Below are 16,617 nucleotides of genomic sequence, written 5' to 3'. Positions count from 1 at the left end.
CGTCGAGGGAGACGCGCCTACAGCCCGTACGTCTTGCCGATGATGTCGCGCTGGATCTCGCTCGTGCCACCGTACACAGTGGACACCACCGTCGAACGCAGCAGCCGCTCCATGCCGTATTCGGTGGCATAGCCGTATCCGCCCAGCATCTGCATCCCGTCGAGGGCCATCGCCTTGGCGAACTCGGTCGCCTTCAGCTTCGCCATGGAAGCCTCACGCGGCAACGGTTTCCCGCCGGCGGCGTCGATCTTGCGCGCCACGTCGTGCACGAGCAGCCGGGTGCACTCCAGTTCCGTGGCGTGGTCGGCGAGCCGGTGCTTGAGCGCCTGGAACGAGCCGACGGGACGGCCGAACTGCCTGCGCTCCCGCACATAAGCCACCGTGTCGTCGAACGCGCGGCGCGCGGTGCCGAGCATCAGCGCGGCGAGGATCATCCGCTCCAGGTTCAGCCCGGCCATCAGCTGGCCCCAGCCCTGCCCCGGCTCGCCGACCACCGCGTTCTCCGGCAGCACGCAGTCGGTGAAGTAGAGGTCGTTGACCTCACGCCCGCCCATCGTGTCGATCCCGTGCACCGCAAGGCCTTCCGTGCCCGCCGGGACCGAGAACATGGTCAGCCCGTCGTGTTTCCCGCCGTCCCCGGAGGTGCGCGCGACGAGCAGGATGTGCTTGGCGATGTGCGCGTTGGAGCACCACGTCTTCTGCCCGTTGATCACCCAGCCGTCCTCCTGCTGGACCGCCTTGCAGGAGAGCGCGCCGACGTCGGAACCCGCGCCGGGCTCGGACATCGACACCGAGAGCACGTCGCCGCGCAGGAAATCCCCGAGCACCTCGCGTTTGCGCTCCTCGCCTGCGAACTTCTCGTACGACGCGGCGGTGATCACCGAGGTGGCGAACCCGCCGATCGGCACCTGGTGGTATCCCGTGGTTTCCAGGAACAGCACCAGTTCCAGCATGCCCTGGCCCGCGCCGCCGTATTCCTCGGGGAAGGCCACGCCGAGCCAGCCCAGCTCGGCCATCTTCCGGTACAGCGCCTCGTTGTGCGGATTCCGCCCCTCGTCGGTGAGCCGGAGCCACTGCTCCCTGGTGCCGGCCTCGCGGCGGCAGAACTCGTCGACGGCGGTGACGAAATCACGCTGTTCGGTGGTCAGGGTCACGAGAATTTTCCTCCTGCGTCCATCCGGAGCTTGTAGAGATACAAGGCTACGTGTTATGTATCTCTATATCAACGGCCTTCGGGACTCGAGGAGGAGTTCACGACATGGCGAACCTCAGCCGACGCAAGATGCTGCTTTCCGGCGGTGCGCTCGGGGCGATCGGCGCGCTGAGCGTCGCCTCGCCCGCGCAGGCGAGAACCTTGATGAACTGGACCTGGGCGCCGAGTGGTTCGGTCGCCGGGGCCGGGGCGGGCGCGGATCCGAGGTGGGTCTGGGACGAAGAGGCCGATCCGGTCGCCGCGGCCCTGCTCGACAGCGGGGTCGTGCCCCAGGTCAACGCCCTGCTGAAGAACTGGACCCGCAACGACCAGCCGTTGCCGGACGGATTGCCCGACTACCTCCACGCGTTCATGGAGAAGGCGCGCCAGCTGCCCGCCTGGGCCGATCAGGCGAAGCTCAACCAGGCCGCGGACTTCAACAAGCGCCGCGGGCTGTATCTCAACCTGCTCAACGGGGTCGGCGGCGGAATGCTCAGCACCGCGATCGTCAAGGAGGCCCAGGCGGTCTACTACTCCAAGGGTGGCGCGGACATGGAGGACCGCGTCGCGAAGACGAGCATGCTGGGCTTCGCCGTCGGCGCGCTGGACGCCTACCAGCCCGCCGGCACCTGCATCGTGCAGGCGGTGAAGACGCGGCTGGTGCACGCCGCCGTGCGGCATCTGCTGCCGCAGTCTCCTTATTGGACCGGTGACGTGCCGATCAGCCAGAACGACATGCTCGTCACCTGGCACACCCTGCCGACCTTCGCGATGCGCAAGATGCTCGAGTGGAAGGTGCCGATCAACGCCGCCGACTCCGCGGCCTACCTGCACGTGTGGCAGGTGACCGCGCACATGCTCGGCATCCGCGACGAGTACATCCCCGCCTCCTGGGACGCGGCCAACGCGCAGTCGGACCAGGTGCTGCCCCCGGCGATGGCGTCGACGCGCGAGGGCATCGAGCTGACCGACATCCTGCTCGGCCAGCTCGCCGAGCAGACCAGCCCGGGCAGCATCAGCAGGCCGCTGTGCAACGCGCTCGCCCGCTACCTCGTCGGCGACCAGGTGGCCGACTGGGACGCCATCCCGCGTGAACCCGTCTGGGACCCCGCGGTTTCCGCCGCGTGGCCGGTGCTGGTGGCCTTCCGCGAGGGCCTCGTCCCGTTGCCGCTCGTGCCCGAAGCGGCGTGGGTGATCGACGAGGCCGCCCGCCAGTACATCCTCTTCTACCTCACCAAGGGACAGGGCACCGTGATCGACATCCCGACGATCAACCGGCCGAGCTGAACGGGATGACGACGAGATGGGTCATTCTCTCCGGCGCCGGCAGTTCCTCGGTTTCGTGCTCGCGGCCCCGGCACTGGTGGCCGCGGCGGAACCCGGCGTGGCCGGGGCGTCCCCGGAGGTCGCGGATCTGCTCGATCTCAATTCCGCGCTGACCGCGGCCGCCCTGCCGACCTCCGGCCTGATCACGGTGGAGGTCGGGGAGGACGGCACGGTCTCGTTCGCGTTGCCGCGGGCGGAAGTGGGACAGGGCATCACGACGTCGAGCGCGATGCTGATCGCCGAGGAACTGTCCGTGCCGCTGGAGCGGGTGCGGGTGACACTGGCCGACGCCCGGCCGGAGCTGTTGTTCAACCAGCTCACCGGCGCGTCGAACACGACGATCTCGACCTACACCCCGATCAGGGTCGCCGCGGCGATCGCCCGGGATCGCTTGCTGCAGGCGGCTTCCGCGGAGCTGGGCGCGCCGGTCGCCGCGCTCAGCCTGCGGTCCGGTGTGGTCACCGGCCCGTCGGGCCGGGGCATCGAAATCGGCTCGCTCGCGAAGAAAGCGGCGAGCACGACGACCCAGCAGGTGTCGGTCACGCTCACGTCCCGGGCGGATTTCTCGGTCATCGGCACGCCTCGCAACCGGGTCGACGCGCTCGCGGCGGTCACCGGGCGCAAGACCTTCGCGATGGATCTCCAGGTCCCGGACGCGAAACCGGCCATGGTGTGCCGTCCGCCTACGCTCAACGGCACGGTCGGCTCGGTGTCCAATATGGACGAAGTGCGGGCCATGCCCGGGGTCACCGACATCGCGGTGATCTCCACCGGCGTGGCCGTGCGGGCCGGCACGTTCGGGCAGTGCATCGAGGCCGTGCGTGCGCTGCGGGTTTCGTGGAAACCCGGTACCGCGGAAGGGAAATCCGACGACGTCGTGCAGCGGGAACTCGCCGCGGCCGAGCTGCCGCCCGGGCTCCCGCCGCTCACGCCGACGGTGGAGGGCCGGTTCACGTTCCAGTTCCGCAGCAACAGCGCGCTGGAGACCAACTGCGCGGTGGCGGACGTGCGGCACGGGCGGGCCGAGATCTGGGCGTCGCTGAAATCGCCGATCGTCGCGCGGCAGAGTATCGCGCTGAAACTCGGGATCCCCGTCGACGCGGTCAGCGTGCACGTGGTCGAAGGTGGTGGTTCCTTCGGGCGCAAGCTTTTCTTCGACGCCGCGCTGGAGGCCGCCGAGGCGTCGCGGAAGATGGGCAAGCCGGTCAAGCTCATGTGGCACCGCGCCGACGATTCGCGCCAGGGCCGCACACACCCGATGGCGACGTCACGAGTGCGCGTGGCGTATGCCGGCGATGTCGTGCTCGGCTACGAACAACGGCACACCAGCGTTTCCACCGATCTCAGCCACGGGTTCGGCGAGATCGTCACCGCGCTGGCCGCGCGGCTTCCGGTGGGGGACATCGGGTTCTCCGAGGTGTTCTTCCAGCTCAGCCAGACGATGCCGTACGACTTCGGGCCCAGCAGCCAGCTGCTGAGCGAGACCGACAAGAGCTTCAACACCGGCAGTATGCGCAACGTCTATTCGCCCGACGTCACCACCGCGCGCGAGCTGATCGTGGACCAGCTCGCGGCCCGGCGCGGCCAGGATCCTTACCAGTTCCGGCGCGAGCGGATCCACGACGATCGCTCACGGGCGGCGCTCGATGCCGTGGCACAGGCCGGTTCCTGGGGCCGGGCCATGCCGGCCGGCACCGCGCAGGGCATCGCGTTCCACGCCGAATACCACTCGGTGAGCGCCTGCCTCGTGGAGATCGACTGCCGCCCCGCGACGACCGGCAGGCCCATTCGCGACGGCGTGGCCGGCCCGCGCGTCACGAAGGTCGTGTTCGCCGTGGACGTGGGGCTCGCCGTCAACCCGCGCGGGCTGGAGGCGCAGATGATGGGCGGCATCTCCGACGGGATCGCGCAGGCGCTGACGTCCAGCCTGCACCTGAAGGACGGCTACTTCCTGGAAGCCAGCTGGGACAACTACTTCTACACCCGGCAGTGGAACACCACGCTGGAACTGCGGATCCTGGTGCTGCCCAGTTCGTCGGAGGAACCGGGCGGCGCGGGTGAGCTCGCCGTGGCCGGTTCGATGGCGGCGGTCGCGTGCGCCTACGGGCGGGCCACCGGGACCATGCCCACCCGGTTCCCGGTCAACCACGGCACGCTGTCCTTCACCCCGAAACCCACCGTCCCGCCGGTGCCCGCCTCGCCGCTCGACGGACTGAACTACGCGTGGTGAACGGAGGTTTTCCTTGTCAGAACACACTTTCCGGGTCAACGGCGCGCAGGTGACCGTCGATGTCCCCGACGACGAGCGGCTGCTGTGGGTGCTGCGCGACGTCCTCGGCATCACCGGGCCGAAGTACGGCTGCGGCATCAACGTCTGCAAGGCGTGCACGAGCCACCTCAACGGCAAGGCGATCAACCCGTGCTCCATTCCCGTGCGGGACATCGGGCCGGACGACGAGATCACCACCATCGAAGGACTCCCGGCGACGGTGGGCCGGGAACTGCACCCGATGCAGCAGGCGTGGCTCGACCACGACGTCGCGCAGTGCGGCTACTGCCAGCCGGGGCAGATCATGGCCGCCGTCGCGCTGGTACGCCGTGTCGCCGCCGAGAACCGGGACCTCACCGACGACGACCTGGACAGCCTCCGCAACATCTGCCGCTGCGGGACCTACGTCCGGATCCGCGACGCCATCAGGACGGGGGCGAAGAACATGTGAGCGAGTCAGCCCTCGCGGGGCTGCAGCATCGGCACGAGGAACTTCCGCGCCACCGCGGCGAGTTGCTCCTCGTCGTCGAGGTCGATCAGGCGGCTCGGGATCGCCAGGAAGGAGGCGGACACCCGGACCATCATCTCGGCCGCGAGATCGGCGTCCGTCTCGGCGGGCATGGTGCCCGCGTGCTGCTCCTGGCGGAGCTGGCCGGCGACGAACTGCCGCACCGTGGCGAGGATCGCGCCGTCGTCGGTGATCATGGACTGCACGAGCAGGTTCGGCTCCGCGTCCAGCAGGCCGCCGATCAGCGGGTTCCGCCGGATCGCCCGCAGCGAGCTGACGAAACCCAGCACCAGCCGGTCCGCCGCGGTTTCCGCCTGTTTGATGTCGACGAGGAACTGGTCGAAATAGCGCCGGAATTCGCGGCGGACGACCTGTTCGACGAGCGCGTCCTTGTTCGCGAACCGGCGGTACACGGTGATACGGGAAACCCCGGCCCGTTTCGCCACATCCTCCATTGTGGACCGCTGGATGCCCATGCGGCAGAACTGTTCGTACGCCGCGTCGAGCACGCGGCCCCGGATCTGGTCGGTGTCGTCGACCTGTTCGACCGCGTCGGTATACGCGCGCTCCAAAAGCGAATCGGAGCCCGCCGGGCCCAGGAAAGGGGAAGCCGGTTCCACGATCACCTCCTCGGTCAGCTGATTCTGCCTCATGCCGCACCTTCCGCTTTCAGCCTAGGTCTTGTGATGGCTCCCACAACGTGGTCTCATGAATGATACGCAGATTCAATTTGCGTATCACAGTATCACTCCAGCTCTCTGTCTCGAGGAGAAGCGAAGGAATGGACAAAATCACCAGGCGCAACGCGCTGAAAGCCGGTGGGGCACTGGGGGTGCTCGGTGCGGTGAGCGTCGCCGCGCCGGCACAGGCCCAGACGCTGTGGACATGGTCCGCGAAGGGGTCGGTCGCGGGGGCCGGGGAAGGGGCCGATCCGCGCTGGGTGTGGGACCCGGAGGCCGATCCGCTGCTCGCCTCGGTCATCGACCGCGGCGACGTGCCCGCCGTCAACGAGCTGCTGCGCACCTGGACCAAGAACGGCCAGGCGCTGCCTGCCGGGCTGCCCGCGGACGTCAAGGAGTTCATGGAGCAGGCGCGGCAGCTGCCGTCGTGGGCGGACCAGAACAAACTCGCCACCGCGTTCCGGTTCAACCAGAAGCGCGGGCTGTACCTGGGGGTGCTCTACGGCCTGGCCAGCGGGATGATGAGCACGGTCATCCCGCACGAGGCGCGCGCCGTGTACTACTCCAAGGGCGGCGCGGACATGAAGGACCGCATCTCCAAGACCGCCAAGCTCGGCTACGACATCGGCACCGAGAACGCCTTCGGACCCGACGGCGAGATGATCGTGACCGCGGTGAAGACCAGGATGGTGCACGCGGCCGTGCGGCATCTGCTGCCGCAGTCGCCGAACTGGACCGCGAACGCCGACCAGACGGTACCGATCAGCCAGCGGGACATGATGGTCACCTGGCACAGCCTGCCGACCACGGTGATGCAGAAGCTGACCGCGTGGAAGGTGCCCATCCCAGCGGACGAGTCCGACGCCTTCCTGCACTCGTGGCAGCTGGGCGCCCACATGCTCGGGATCAAGGACGAGTACATCCCGAACTCGTGGGACGAGGCCAATTCCCAGGCCAAGCAGGTGCTCGACCCGGTGCTGGCGCCGACCGACGAGGGCATCAACCTGGCGAACATCCTGCTCAACCTCGGCTCCTCGGTCGACGGCGGCATCGTGACGCCGCACATCCTCGGCGCCTTCACGCGCTTCATGCTCGGGGACCAGATCGCGGGCTGGCTGCAGATCCCCAAGGAGCCCGTGTGGGACCCGCTTCTGAACACGGCCTGGGGCCCGTTCGTCGCCGTCCGGGAGGGACTGCTGCCGTTCCCGCTGGCGCCCGCCGCCTACTGGACGTTCGACGAGTTCCTCCGCCAGGCGGCGCTGCTGTTCCTGTCCGAAGCCAAGCCGATCAGCATCGAGATCCCGGTCGCGAACCGGCCGTTCTGAGCTCGTGCCCGCCGGCCACGGGGGAGGCCGGCGGGCACGGACGGATTTCCGCTGAATGGGAAAACGGGTAGTCAGAGGCCGGGAAAGCGCCGAAACTCGGCGTTATGCGTACTCAGGTCGCCATCGTCGGCGCCGGCCCTGCCGGGTTGCTGCTGTCCCATCTGCTCGACAACGCGGGAATCGAATCCGTGGTACTGGAAACCCGGTCACGGGAGTATGTCGAGGCACGGATCCGCGCCGGGATCCTCGAACAGTCCACAGTGGACCTTCTGCACGAGTGCGGGCTGGGGGAGCGGCTGGCACGCGAGGGCGACGAGCACCGCGGCATCTACCTGCAGTGGCCACACGAGCGCCATCACCTCGACTTCGTCGACATGATCGGGCGGAGCGTAACCGTGTACGGGCAGACCGAGGTCACCAAGGACCTCGGGAAGGCGCGCGAGGCCGCGGGGCAGGAATTCCGGTACGAGATCAGCGAAACCGCGGTGCACGACCTGGAGACCGATCAGCCGTACGTGACCTTCACCGGGGCGGACGGCCGCGCCGAGCGGCTCGACGCCGACGTGGTCGTGGGCTGTGACGGCTCGTTCGGCCCGTGCCGGGCGGCGGTCCCGGACGCGGGCAAGCAGACGTGGGAGCGCACGTACCCGTACTCGTGGCTCGGTGTGCTCGCGGACGTGGCGCCGTCCACCGATGAGTTGATCTACGCCTGGCATCCGGACGGGTTCGCGATGCACTCGATGCGCTCGGCGACCGTGAGCCGGCTGTACCTGCAGGTGCCCAACGGCACCGACATCGCCGACTGGTCCGACGACCGGATCTGGGAGGCGCTGGCCACGCGGCTCGGGCACGGGCAGGACGGCTGGACGCTGACGCCGGGGCCGATCACCGACAAGTCCGTGCTGCCGATGCGCAGTTTCGTGCAGCAGCCGATGCGCCACGGTCGCCTGTTCCTCGCCGGGGACGCCGCGCACATCGTGCCGCCCACCGGCGCGAAGGGGCTCAACCTGGCGGTGGCCGATGTCGCGCTGCTGGCTCCGGCACTGGCGGCTTTGGTGCAGGACAAGGATTCCTCGCTCGCCGACGCGTACTCGGACACCGCGCTGCGGCGGGTCTGGCGCTGCACGCACTTCTCGTGGTGGATGACGACGATGCTCCACCAGTCCGGCGACCCGTTCGACCAGCAGCTGCAGCTCTCGCAGCTGCGCTGGATCGCGAGCAGCGAAGCCGGGCGCACCGGGCTGGCGGAGAACTACGCGGGCCTGCCGATCGGGTTCTGACGCAAGGAAACCCGGATTCCCTGGGGGAATCCGGGTTTCCTTCGTGCGGGTCAGCGGCCGAGTTCGAGTACCGGGGTTCGGTGCGTTTCCCGGGCCGTCCACGCCGCGAAGGCCGAGATCGCCCCGCAGCCGAGCGCGAACACCGAGACGGGCCACCAGGCCGTGGAGCCCTCGCCGGTGATGGCGACCGCGATCGACGGCGAGAAACCGGCGAGCAGGAAGCCGAGCTGGGTGCCGATCGCGAACCCGGTGTAGCGCACGCGGGCGTCGAACATCTCGGTGAAGAACGAGGGCCAGAGCCCGTTCACGGCGCTGTAGGCGATGCCCGCGTGCAGCACGCCCATGACGAACACCAGCGGCATCGAGCCGGTGCTGATCGCCCACAGGTACGCCACGAGCGTGATCGCCGAAGCGAGCGCGCCGAACACCCACACCGGCCGCCGCCCGATCCGGTCGGAAAGCAAGGCCCACAACGGAATCGCGGGAATCGCCACCGCGTTCGCGACCACCGACACCCACAGCAGCGACGCCTTGTCCAGGCCCACGGCGCTGGACGTGCCGAACGCCAGCGCGAAAACGGCGAACAGCGTCTGGAACACCGCGAACACCGAGCAGCCGATCACCCGGAGCAGATCGCGCCACTGCTCGCGCAGCAACGTGACCAGCGGCAGAGCGGGTGCCGGTTCCTCGACGGCCGTGAACACCGGCGTTTCGTCGAGGCGCCGCCGGATGAAGTAGGCCACCGCGACGACGAAAACGCTGAGCAGGAAGGGAATCCGCCAGCCCCACGCGTGCAGGTCGTCCTTCGGCAGCGCGGCGACGGGGAGGAACACGAGCGTCGCCAGCACCATCCCGGCCGCGAACCCGGACATGGCGAAGCTGGTGAAGAACCCGCGGCGGCCCTCCGGCGCGTATTCGAGGGTCAGCGTGCTGGCCCCGGCCGCCTCACCGCCGGCGGAAAGTCCTTGCACCAGACGGCAGATCACGAGCAGCACCGGCGCCAGCGTGCCGACCGAGTCGTAGGTGGGCAGGCAGCCGATGGCCAGACTGCTGGCACCCATGAGGAGCACCGTCGCGAGCAGCACGCCGCGCCGCCCGAAGCGGTCGCCGAAGTGTCCGAACACGACCGCGCCCAGCGGGCGGGCGACGTAGGCGATGCCGAACGTCGCGAGCGCCAGCACGGCCGAGACCGTGGGGTTGCCGGGCGGGAAGAAGACGGTGCTGAAGACGAGCGCGGCGGCGGAGCCGTAGATGAAGAAGTCGTAGTACTCGAGCAGACTGCCGAGAAACGCGGCGAGCGCGGCACGCCGGGCAAGATCCCGTTCGCGCGCGGGGGCTTCCAGAGCAACGGACACCTGATCTCCTTTGGTCGATGTGTCCTGAGTTGCCAGAAGGGTGCGGGCGCGGGGTCACCCGGCGGAACAGTGGCTCCATTGAATGAGAAGCCGCGGTGGGCCAAGATGAGGACATGGCGCGTTCGAACTCCGGGGAATCCGTCCTCACGCGGGTGGACAGGGTGCTCTCGTGCTTCGACGCCGACAACCCGACCCGCACGGCGTCCGACATCGCGCGGCACGCCCGGCTGCCGATCGCCACCGCGCACCGGCTGGTCAACGAGCTCGTGACGCTCGGCTACCTCGAACGCACGCCGGGCCGCCGCATCCGGCTCGGGGTGCGGCTGTGGGAGCTGGCCTCCCGCGGCTCGCGCGCGGCGGGCCTGCGCGAGGCGGCGATGCCGGTGATGGAGGACCTCCACGCCGTCGTCGGCCACCATACCCAGCTTTCGGTACGAGACGGGTTCGAGGCGCTGTTCCTCGAACGACTGTCCACAAGGGGCGGTTCGCGCAACATCATCCGCGTCGCCGGGCGCCTGCCCGCGCACGCGTGTTCGTCGGGGATCGTGCTGATCGCGCACGCACCAGCCGAGGTCCAGGAGGAGCTGCTCGCCTCACGGCTCAAGCGCTACACCGACCGCACCCCGGCCGACCCGACGACGTTGCGCAGCCTGCTCGCCGACGTACGCAGCCGCGGCGTCGCCGTCGCGGACGGGTTCATCACGCCGGGCGCCACCGGGGTCGCGGTGCCGATCCGCGGGCCGCAGGAGGACGTCGTGGCGGCGCTCAACGTGGTCGTCCCGTCCGGTGATGGCAACGCCCCGGCCCAGATTTCCGCGTTGCTGGCGGCGGCGCGGTCGATCTCCCGCGCGCTGGGCCTGCATCCGCGGCTGGACGCGGACCTGACCTCGATGTAGGGCGAACTTCTCATTCAACGGAGTCCTCCTTTCGCGGCGGACCCGCGCGGGGCGATCGTCGGGGGAGAGATCCTCCGTCGAGCAAAGGGGTCGCCGATGATCCGGCACGTCGTCCTGTTCCGCTGGAAGCCCGGGTACGACCCGGGGGAGTGGCTGGCGGTGGTGCGCGGGCTGCCGGCACGGATCCCGGAGATCCAATCCCTGTCGGTGGGCGAAGACGTCCTGCACGCGGAGCGTTCCTGGGACGCGGCGATCGTCGCCGATTTCGAGCGGATCGAGGATGTCGCCACCTACACGGCGCATCCCGCGCACCAGCCTGCGATCGCGCTGTCCGGCGCGGGTGCCGAGCAGATCGTTTCCGTCGATTTCGAGGTGGCCTGATGAGGGTCGCGGGGAAGACGGCGATCGTCACCGGTGCCGCCGGGGATCTCGGCCGCGCCACGGCGAAGAAGCTCGCGGAAGAGGGCGCGACCGTCGTCAACTTCGACCGCGCGGCGGCGGAAGGCGGCTGGGACGGGCTCGCGGTGCGGGACCGGATCGTCGACGTCACGTCCGAGGAAAGCGTTGCCACGGCGGTGGAAGAGGTCGTCGCCGAACTGGGCGCGCCGGACATCCTGGTCAACGCGGCCGGGATCATCGGCCGCCCCGCGCCGTCGCACGACGCGACCGTCGAGGAGTTCGACCGGATCTTCGGCGTCAACGTGAAGGGCGTCTGGCTGATGACCCGCGCCGTCGTGCCGCACATGATCTCCGCCGGGCGCGGCAGCATCGTGAACTTCTCCTCCATCCACGGCCTCACCGGCGGCAAGACCGTGCCGCTGTACCACGCGACCAAGGGCGCGGTGCGGCTCCTGTCCAAAGCGGACGCCGCGGCCTACGGCGAGTACGGGATCCGGGTCAACTCGGTGCACCCTGGTTCGATGCGCAGCCGGATGAGCCGGGCCGCCGCGGAGAACTCGGCGATCGGGCCCGAGGCCTACTACCGCCAGCTCGTCGGCGGGAATCCCTTGCCAAGACAGGGAGAACCGGAAGAGATCGCGTACGCGGTGCTCTACCTCGCGTCCGACGAATCCGCTTTCACCACCGGCGCCGAACTGGTCGTCGACGGCGGCTACACGGCCATCTGAACCACGTTTCGAAGGAGAAACAGTGCAGACCATCAACACCGACGTGCTCGTCATCGGTTCCGGCGCCGCCGGGATCGCCACCGCGCTCAAGGCCGCGCACGAAGGCCACAGCGTGATCGTCGTCGACAAGGACCGCTACCTCGGTGGCACGACCGCCATCTCCGGTGGCTGGGCGTGGCTTCCCGGCAACCGGCAGGGAGTGTCGCAAGGGGACACTCGCGAGGAGGCCGAGACCTACATCCGCCACCTGGCAGGGAAAAGTTACGACCCGGTGGCCGCCGGGGTGTTCCTCGACAGCGTGCCGGAGGCGATGAACTTCTTCGAGGACGACGCCCGCATCGAGTTCCAGTACCCGGAGAAGGCGCCGGACTACCAGATGGACACGCCGGGCGCGAAGGTCTCCGGCCGCGCGGTGACCGTGCCCGCCGCCGACGCGCGGATGCTCGGCCACAACCGGCTTCGCGTGCAGCCGTACCTGTTGTCGTACACCGTTTTCGGCTACATGCCGGAGGTCGGCCCGGACATCGCGATGTTCCTCAAGGCCAACCAGAACCTCAAGGCGTTCACCTACGCGGCGAAGCGCGTCACCTCGACGTGGGCGCAGACGTTGCTGCACAAGCGCGCGTACACGCGCACCAACGGCAATGCGCTGATGACCCGTATGATCGCCGCGGCGGACGAGGCCGGGGTGCGGATGTGGACCTCCACCAGCGCGCAGGAAATCCTGCGCGACGCGTCCGGTGCCGTGACCGGCGCCCGGCTCTCGGGCGAGCACGCCGGTGAGGTGCGCGCCCGGCTCGGCGTGGTCATCGCCGCCGGCGGGTTTTCCGGGAACGCGGACCTGCGCAAGCGGTTCTTCCCGCACGACCCCGAGGGCACGAACCACACCACGCCGACGATCGGCCATCACGGCGATTCACTGCGGCTGGCGGAACCCTTCGGCGGGCACATCGACGACACCCCGCACCAGCCGGCGGCGTGGGGCCCGGTCACGGTGTTCCACGGGCTGCGCGGGCAGAAGCGGTGGTTCCCGCACTTGCGCGCGTTCGGGCTGCCGGGCTTGATCGCGGTGGACCGCGAGGGCGTGCGGTTCGCCAACGAATCGTTGTCCTACCACGACTACGGCGTCGAAATGCTCAAGAACGACAAGGGGCGCGAGGGCACGTACGGCTGGATCATCGCGGACCAGAAGGCGATGCGCCGGTACGGGATCGGGTACGCGAAGCCGTGGCCGTTCCCGCAGACCTACTTCAAGCGCTCCGGCTTCCTGCACAAGGCCCCGACGGTGGCGGCGCTCGCGCGCGAGATCGGCGTTCCGGCGGACCGGCTGCAGGCGACGCTCGACGAGTTCAACGCCGGGGCCGCGCGCGGCGAGGACCCGAAGTTCCAGCGCGGGTCCAACTGGTTCCACCACTTCAAGGGGGACATGGACCACAAGCCGAACCCCAATCTCGCGCCGATCGACCAGGGGCCGTACTACGCGGTGAAAATCGAGATGGGTGACCTGGGCACGTACGCCGGGCTGGCGGTCAACACGCGCAGCGAGGTCCTCGACGACGACAACCAGCCGGTGCCCGGCCTGTACGCCGTGGGCACGGCGGCGGTGAGCGTGTTCGGCGGCGGGTATCCGGGGTATGGCGCCAACATCGGGCCGGCGATGGTGTTCGGTTACCGGGTCGGGCGGGACATCGCCGCGCACGCCGAAGAACGTCGTGTGGCGAAGCCCGCGGCGAGGAAATCGGTGCGGTCGTGACTTCTGGCGTGGTGGTCGTGACCGGGTCGGCGTCGGGCTTGGGCGCGCGGATCCGAGAGCGGGCGTCGGGTGACGGGTGGGCCGTCGCCGGGATCGACGTCGCCGGGGGCGAGTACCAGGCGGACGTCCGCGACCCGGCCGCGCTGCGGCGGGTGTTCGCGGAGATCCGTGAGCGGTACGGGCGGGTCGCGGGGCTGGTCAACAGCGCCGGGCTGACCCGCCCGGGCCCCTCGGCCACGCTCCCGGAGGCCGACTGGCGGATGGTCGTGGATGTCGACCTGTCGGGGACTTTCTTCGCCTGCCAGGCGGCTTTCGGGCATTTCGCCGAGTGCGCTTCGGTCGTCAACATCTCGTCCATCGCCGCGGCGCGGGGCCTGCCCGCGCGCGCGGCGTACAGCGCGGCGAAGGCGGGAGTCACGGGGCTGACGAACGCGCTCGCCGCGGAGTGGGGGCCGCTCGGGTTCCGGGTGAACGCGGTCGGCCCGGCGTGGACGAACACCCCGCTGGTGCGGAAAATGGTGGCCGACGGCGTCCTCGACGAACGCTCGATGACGGACGCGATCCCGCTGGGCCGCCTGTGCACCGAGGACGACGTGGCCGACGCGGTGCTGTTCCTGCTGTCGGCTCGCGCCTCCTTCGTGAACGGCCAGACGCTGTACGTGGACGGCGGATACTCGGCCGCCGGATGAGCGCGTGTTTGCCTTTCGCGCGGGCGTGTTGGCCGTTCGCGCGGGCGTGTTGGCCCTCGGGGGTGGTGTGTCGGCTTGCCCTCCCCGGGATAGGTACGGCGGTGGGGGCGATCCGCGAACGGGAGTGGCCAACTCGCGAACGGGGGTGGCCAATTCGTGGGCGGGAGTGGCCAACATGGGCGCCGGGTGGGGGCGCTGCCGCGGCGGGCTCGGTCCCGGGTCAGAGATCCAGCACCAGCCGCGCGCCCCGGCACCGGGACACGCAGATCATCATCGTGTCGTTCGCGGCCTGTTCTTCGGGGGTGAGGAGCGAATCGCGGTGGTCGGGGGTGCCCTCGAGCACCGGGGTTTCGCACGTGCCGCACGTGCCCTCGCGGCAGGAGGACAGCACGGGGAGCCCGGCGTTCTCCGCCACGTCGAGGATCGAGCGGTCCGCGGGCACCGGGCAGGTCACGCCGGAGCGGGCGAACTCGACCGAGAAGCCCGTCCGCGCGCCGGTGTCTTCCTTGGGGGAGAAGCGTTCCGTGTGCAGGCTGACCGGGAGGCGCGCGGCCTTCGCCTCGACGGCCGCGAGCAGCGGCTCCGGGCCGCAGCAGTAGACGGCCGTCCCGTCGGGAACGTCGGCGAGCAGGCCGTCCAGCTCCAGCGGACCGGTTTCGTCCGAGGGTGACAACGCCACTCTGTCCCCGTACTTCTGGGTCAGCTCGTCGGCGAACGCCATCGACGAATGCCGCCGCCCGCCGTAGGCCAGCCACCATTCGGCCCCGCTCGCGTCGGCCGCCGCGACCATCGGGACGAGCGGCGTGATCCCGATCCCGCCCGCGATGAACAGGTACGAGCCGGCCTCGACGAGCGGAAAGTGGTTACGTGGCCCGCCGATCCGCACCAGCGCGCCCGCCTGCAGCTCGTCGTGCACGAAAGCCGACCCGCCGCGGCCATCGGTTTCGCGCAGGACAGCCACTTCCAGCATCGAACGGTCACCGGGGTCCCCGCACAGCGAGTACTGGCGGACCAGGTCCGTCCCCAGCCGCAGGTCCACGTGGGCGCCCGCGCTCCACTCCGGCACCTGCCCGCCACCGGGCAGGCGCAGCGTCAGCCGCACGACTCCGTCGGCGATGGTTTCCTTCTGCGCCAGCAGAACCTCGAGATCGGTCATGACTGAACAGTCAACGCGAGCCGGTGAACACGCGCGTGGCGCGCACGTCAAATTCCCGTGTCGGCGGTCTCACCGCAGGCACCCGGGCGCGTGAAAACCGTTGCGGCGCTTGGCAAATACTACGCACACTTCCCCGCGAAAGGGAAGCGGGACGCGGATCCCGAAGTGGGAGCTGTTTGCCCGCGCCCCTAGCCGAGGGTGAGGCGTACGGACACGCGCTGCGGGAAACGCCGGGGCCACGCGTTCGGGAGGTCGCTCTGCGCGGCAGGCCACGCGCAGACGATGACGTTCAGGTTCCGCGCCAGCTGGGTCAGCAACCGCTCCACGAAAGCCGTCGTCTGGGCCGGGTCGAACGGTCCGCGCCGGGCCTGGAAGTAGACCACCCCGCGGTTGGACACGGCCAGCAGCACGTTCACGTCACCGAAATAGTCGCGGAACCCGGTCATCAGGTTCTGCCTGCCTGACACCGGCCCGCGCCGCGCGCCCACGGGCTGGCGAGGCCGCGTCCAGGCCATCCACAGCACATCGGCGTCGCTGAGCCACTCGTTGCCCGCGGCGGAACTCCGCTGGCGCGGTACGACGGCGGTGACCCGGCCGCGCATCAGCTCCAGCAGCCGCGGCTCCTCGATCAGCCCCCATCGCACGAGGTACTGCGACACCGTTGCCGCGCTGATCAGCACCCCGAACTCCCGGTTCACCAGTTCGACGATCGCCTGGCGCGTCCACAGCCGGTGTGGCAGGCCGTGCTCGTCCGGTGTTCCGTCCACAATGGTCCGCACCGTCTGTGCCTGCTGCTCGGGGGAGAGCGCGAGCTGCTCGCCAGGGCGGCGCCCGCGCCGTTTGGGGCGGAAGGCGTCGTCGCCCTCGCGCTGGTAGGCGGAAACCCAGGCGCCGACGGTTTTCCTCGACACACCGAACAGCCGCGCGACCTCGGCGCGGGTGACCCCGGCCTCGACCGCGGCGACGGCTCTTCGCCGGAGTGCTTCCAGCGCTTCCGCGGAAAGACTCCGGGCGTCACGAGTGGCCATGTCCAAGCCCTGAATGGTGGCGAGTGTCCTGTT

General features: G+C 69.5%; 15 protein-coding genes. 10 read left to right on the top strand and 5 right to left on the bottom strand.

Going from position 1 to position 16,617, the window contains the following annotated elements:
- Nucleotides 1-17: 17 nt before the first annotated feature.
- Nucleotides 18-1,160 (bottom strand): acyl-CoA dehydrogenase family protein, encoded by a 1,143-nt coding sequence (locus FPZ12_RS29330; RefSeq protein WP_144755700.1) that lies wholly within the window; start codon nucleotides 1,158-1,160, stop codon nucleotides 18-20.
- 98 nt (nucleotides 1,161-1,258) lie between these two features.
- On the opposite strand from FPZ12_RS29330, the gene FPZ12_RS29325 reads away from it, so the two are divergent.
- Genes FPZ12_RS29325 through FPZ12_RS29315 form a run of 3 tightly spaced genes read left to right on the top strand, consistent with a single transcriptional unit; the run spans nucleotide 1,259 to nucleotide 5,238 of the window.
- Nucleotides 1,259-2,479 (top strand): oxygenase MpaB family protein, encoded by a 1,221-nt coding sequence (locus tag FPZ12_RS29325; protein ID WP_144755697.1) that lies wholly within the window; start codon nucleotides 1,259-1,261, stop codon nucleotides 2,477-2,479.
- Between the two features lie 16 nt (nucleotides 2,480-2,495).
- Nucleotides 2,496-4,748, top strand: a complete 2,253-nt coding sequence (locus FPZ12_RS29320) for a molybdopterin cofactor-binding domain-containing protein (protein ID WP_144755694.1) — start codon at nucleotides 2,496-2,498, stop codon at nucleotides 4,746-4,748.
- Nucleotides 4,749-4,761: 13 nt separating this feature from the next.
- Nucleotides 4,762-5,238, top strand: a complete 477-nt coding sequence (locus tag FPZ12_RS29315; RefSeq protein ID WP_144755691.1) for a (2Fe-2S)-binding protein — start codon at nucleotides 4,762-4,764, stop codon at nucleotides 5,236-5,238.
- Between the two features lie 5 nt (nucleotides 5,239-5,243).
- On the opposite strand, the gene FPZ12_RS29310 is transcribed toward FPZ12_RS29315, so the two are convergent.
- Nucleotides 5,244-5,948, bottom strand: a complete 705-nt coding sequence (locus FPZ12_RS29310; RefSeq protein WP_144755688.1) for a TetR/AcrR family transcriptional regulator — start codon at nucleotides 5,946-5,948, stop codon at nucleotides 5,244-5,246.
- Between the two features lie 128 nt (nucleotides 5,949-6,076).
- On the opposite strand from FPZ12_RS29310, the gene FPZ12_RS29305 reads away from it, so the two are divergent.
- Together FPZ12_RS29305 and FPZ12_RS29300 are read left to right on the top strand one after the other, a co-directional pair.
- Nucleotides 6,077-7,300 (top strand): oxygenase MpaB family protein, encoded by a 1,224-nt coding sequence (locus FPZ12_RS29305; RefSeq protein WP_144755685.1) that lies wholly within the window; start codon nucleotides 6,077-6,079, stop codon nucleotides 7,298-7,300.
- Between the two features lie 104 nt (nucleotides 7,301-7,404).
- Nucleotides 7,405-8,580 carry a 4-hydroxybenzoate 3-monooxygenase gene (locus FPZ12_RS29300; RefSeq protein WP_144755682.1) on the top strand — a complete coding sequence of 392 codons (1,176 nt, stop codon included), beginning with the start codon at nucleotides 7,405-7,407 and terminating at the stop codon, nucleotides 8,578-8,580.
- A 50-nt stretch (nucleotides 8,581-8,630) separates the two neighbouring features.
- Here the strand turns inward: FPZ12_RS29300 and FPZ12_RS29295 are convergent, their stop codons facing one another.
- Nucleotides 8,631-9,935: an MFS transporter gene (locus tag FPZ12_RS29295; protein ID WP_243770091.1), complete on the bottom strand. Its 1,305-nt coding sequence runs from the start codon at nucleotides 9,933-9,935 to the stop codon at nucleotides 8,631-8,633.
- A gap of 113 nt (nucleotides 9,936-10,048) precedes the next feature.
- Between FPZ12_RS29295 and FPZ12_RS29290 the strand changes: the two genes are divergently transcribed.
- The 5 genes from FPZ12_RS29290 (at nucleotide 10,049) to FPZ12_RS29270 (ending at nucleotide 14,400) form a co-directional block, all read left to right on the top strand.
- Nucleotides 10,049-10,831, top strand: coding sequence for an IclR family transcriptional regulator (locus FPZ12_RS29290; protein ID WP_144755679.1), 783 nt, complete (start codon nucleotides 10,049-10,051; stop codon nucleotides 10,829-10,831).
- Nucleotides 10,832-10,927: 96 nt separating this feature from the next.
- Entirely contained in the window at nucleotides 10,928-11,212 is a 285-nt protein-coding gene (locus tag FPZ12_RS29285) for a Dabb family protein (RefSeq protein WP_144755676.1), read from the top strand.
- Nucleotides 11,212-11,958 carry an SDR family NAD(P)-dependent oxidoreductase gene (locus tag FPZ12_RS29280; RefSeq protein ID WP_144755673.1) on the top strand — a complete coding sequence of 249 codons (747 nt, stop codon included), beginning with the start codon at nucleotides 11,212-11,214 and terminating at the stop codon, nucleotides 11,956-11,958. The genes FPZ12_RS29285 and FPZ12_RS29280 overlap by 1 nt, the downstream gene beginning before the upstream one ends.
- 22 nt (nucleotides 11,959-11,980) lie before the next feature.
- Nucleotides 11,981-13,711, top strand: coding sequence for a 4-oxocyclohex-2-ene-1-carboxylate 5-dehydrogenase (gene chcC2 / locus FPZ12_RS29275; protein WP_144755671.1), 1,731 nt, complete (start codon nucleotides 11,981-11,983; stop codon nucleotides 13,709-13,711).
- On the top strand, nucleotides 13,708-14,400 hold the full coding sequence (locus FPZ12_RS29270; RefSeq protein ID WP_166462946.1) for an SDR family NAD(P)-dependent oxidoreductase: 693 nt from the start codon (nucleotides 13,708-13,710) through the stop codon (nucleotides 14,398-14,400). The genes chcC2 and FPZ12_RS29270 overlap by 4 nt, the downstream gene beginning before the upstream one ends.
- A 220-nt stretch (nucleotides 14,401-14,620) precedes the next feature.
- Here FPZ12_RS29270 and FPZ12_RS29265 read toward each other — a convergent pair whose 3' ends face one another.
- Both FPZ12_RS29265 and FPZ12_RS29260 read right to left on the bottom strand, forming a co-directional pair.
- Complete coding sequence (locus FPZ12_RS29265) at nucleotides 14,621-15,556, bottom strand: PDR/VanB family oxidoreductase (RefSeq protein WP_144755973.1); 936 nt, start codon at nucleotides 15,554-15,556, stop codon at nucleotides 14,621-14,623.
- A gap of 188 nt (nucleotides 15,557-15,744) precedes the next feature.
- A complete protein-coding gene (locus tag FPZ12_RS29260; protein WP_144755976.1) occupies nucleotides 15,745-16,584 on the bottom strand; it encodes a helix-turn-helix domain-containing protein in 840 nt (279 codons plus the stop codon).
- Nucleotides 16,585-16,617 lie beyond the last annotated feature (33 nt).

The organism is Amycolatopsis acidicola (assembly GCF_007713735.2).
Taxonomy (GTDB): Bacteria; Actinomycetota; Actinomycetes; order Mycobacteriales; family Pseudonocardiaceae; genus Amycolatopsis_E; species Amycolatopsis_E acidicola.
The sequence above is the reverse complement of the archived record's forward strand: the minus strand, read 5'-3'. Positions and strand labels throughout refer to the sequence as shown.

What these genes read in the sequence shown, in the direction of transcription:
- FPZ12_RS29280 (WP_144755673.1), top strand. Translation starts at nt 11,212, where the DNA reads ATGAGGGTCGCGGGGAAGACGGCGATCGTCACCGGTGCCGCCGGGGAT.
- FPZ12_RS29300 (WP_144755682.1), top strand. Translation starts at nt 7,405, where the DNA reads ATGCGTACTCAGGTCGCCATCGTCGGCGCCGGCCCTGCCGGGTTGCTG.
- FPZ12_RS29290 (WP_144755679.1), top strand. Translation starts at nt 10,049, where the DNA reads ATGGCGCGTTCGAACTCCGGGGAATCCGTCCTCACGCGGGTGGACAGG.
- FPZ12_RS29260 (WP_144755976.1), bottom strand. Translation starts at nt 16,584, where the DNA reads ATGGCCACTCGTGACGCCCGGAGTCTTTCCGCGGAAGCGCTGGAAGCA.
- FPZ12_RS29325 (WP_144755697.1), top strand. Translation starts at nt 1,259, where the DNA reads ATGGCGAACCTCAGCCGACGCAAGATGCTGCTTTCCGGCGGTGCGCTC.
- FPZ12_RS29310 (WP_144755688.1), bottom strand. Translation starts at nt 5,948, where the DNA reads ATGAGGCAGAATCAGCTGACCGAGGAGGTGATCGTGGAACCGGCTTCC.
- FPZ12_RS29305 (WP_144755685.1), top strand. Translation starts at nt 6,077, where the DNA reads ATGGACAAAATCACCAGGCGCAACGCGCTGAAAGCCGGTGGGGCACTG.
- FPZ12_RS29265 (WP_144755973.1), bottom strand. Translation starts at nt 15,556, where the DNA reads ATGACCGATCTCGAGGTTCTGCTGGCGCAGAAGGAAACCATCGCCGAC.
- FPZ12_RS29285 (WP_144755676.1), top strand. Translation starts at nt 10,928, where the DNA reads ATGATCCGGCACGTCGTCCTGTTCCGCTGGAAGCCCGGGTACGACCCG.
- FPZ12_RS29320 (WP_144755694.1), top strand. Translation starts at nt 2,496, where the DNA reads ATGGGTCATTCTCTCCGGCGCCGGCAGTTCCTCGGTTTCGTGCTCGCG.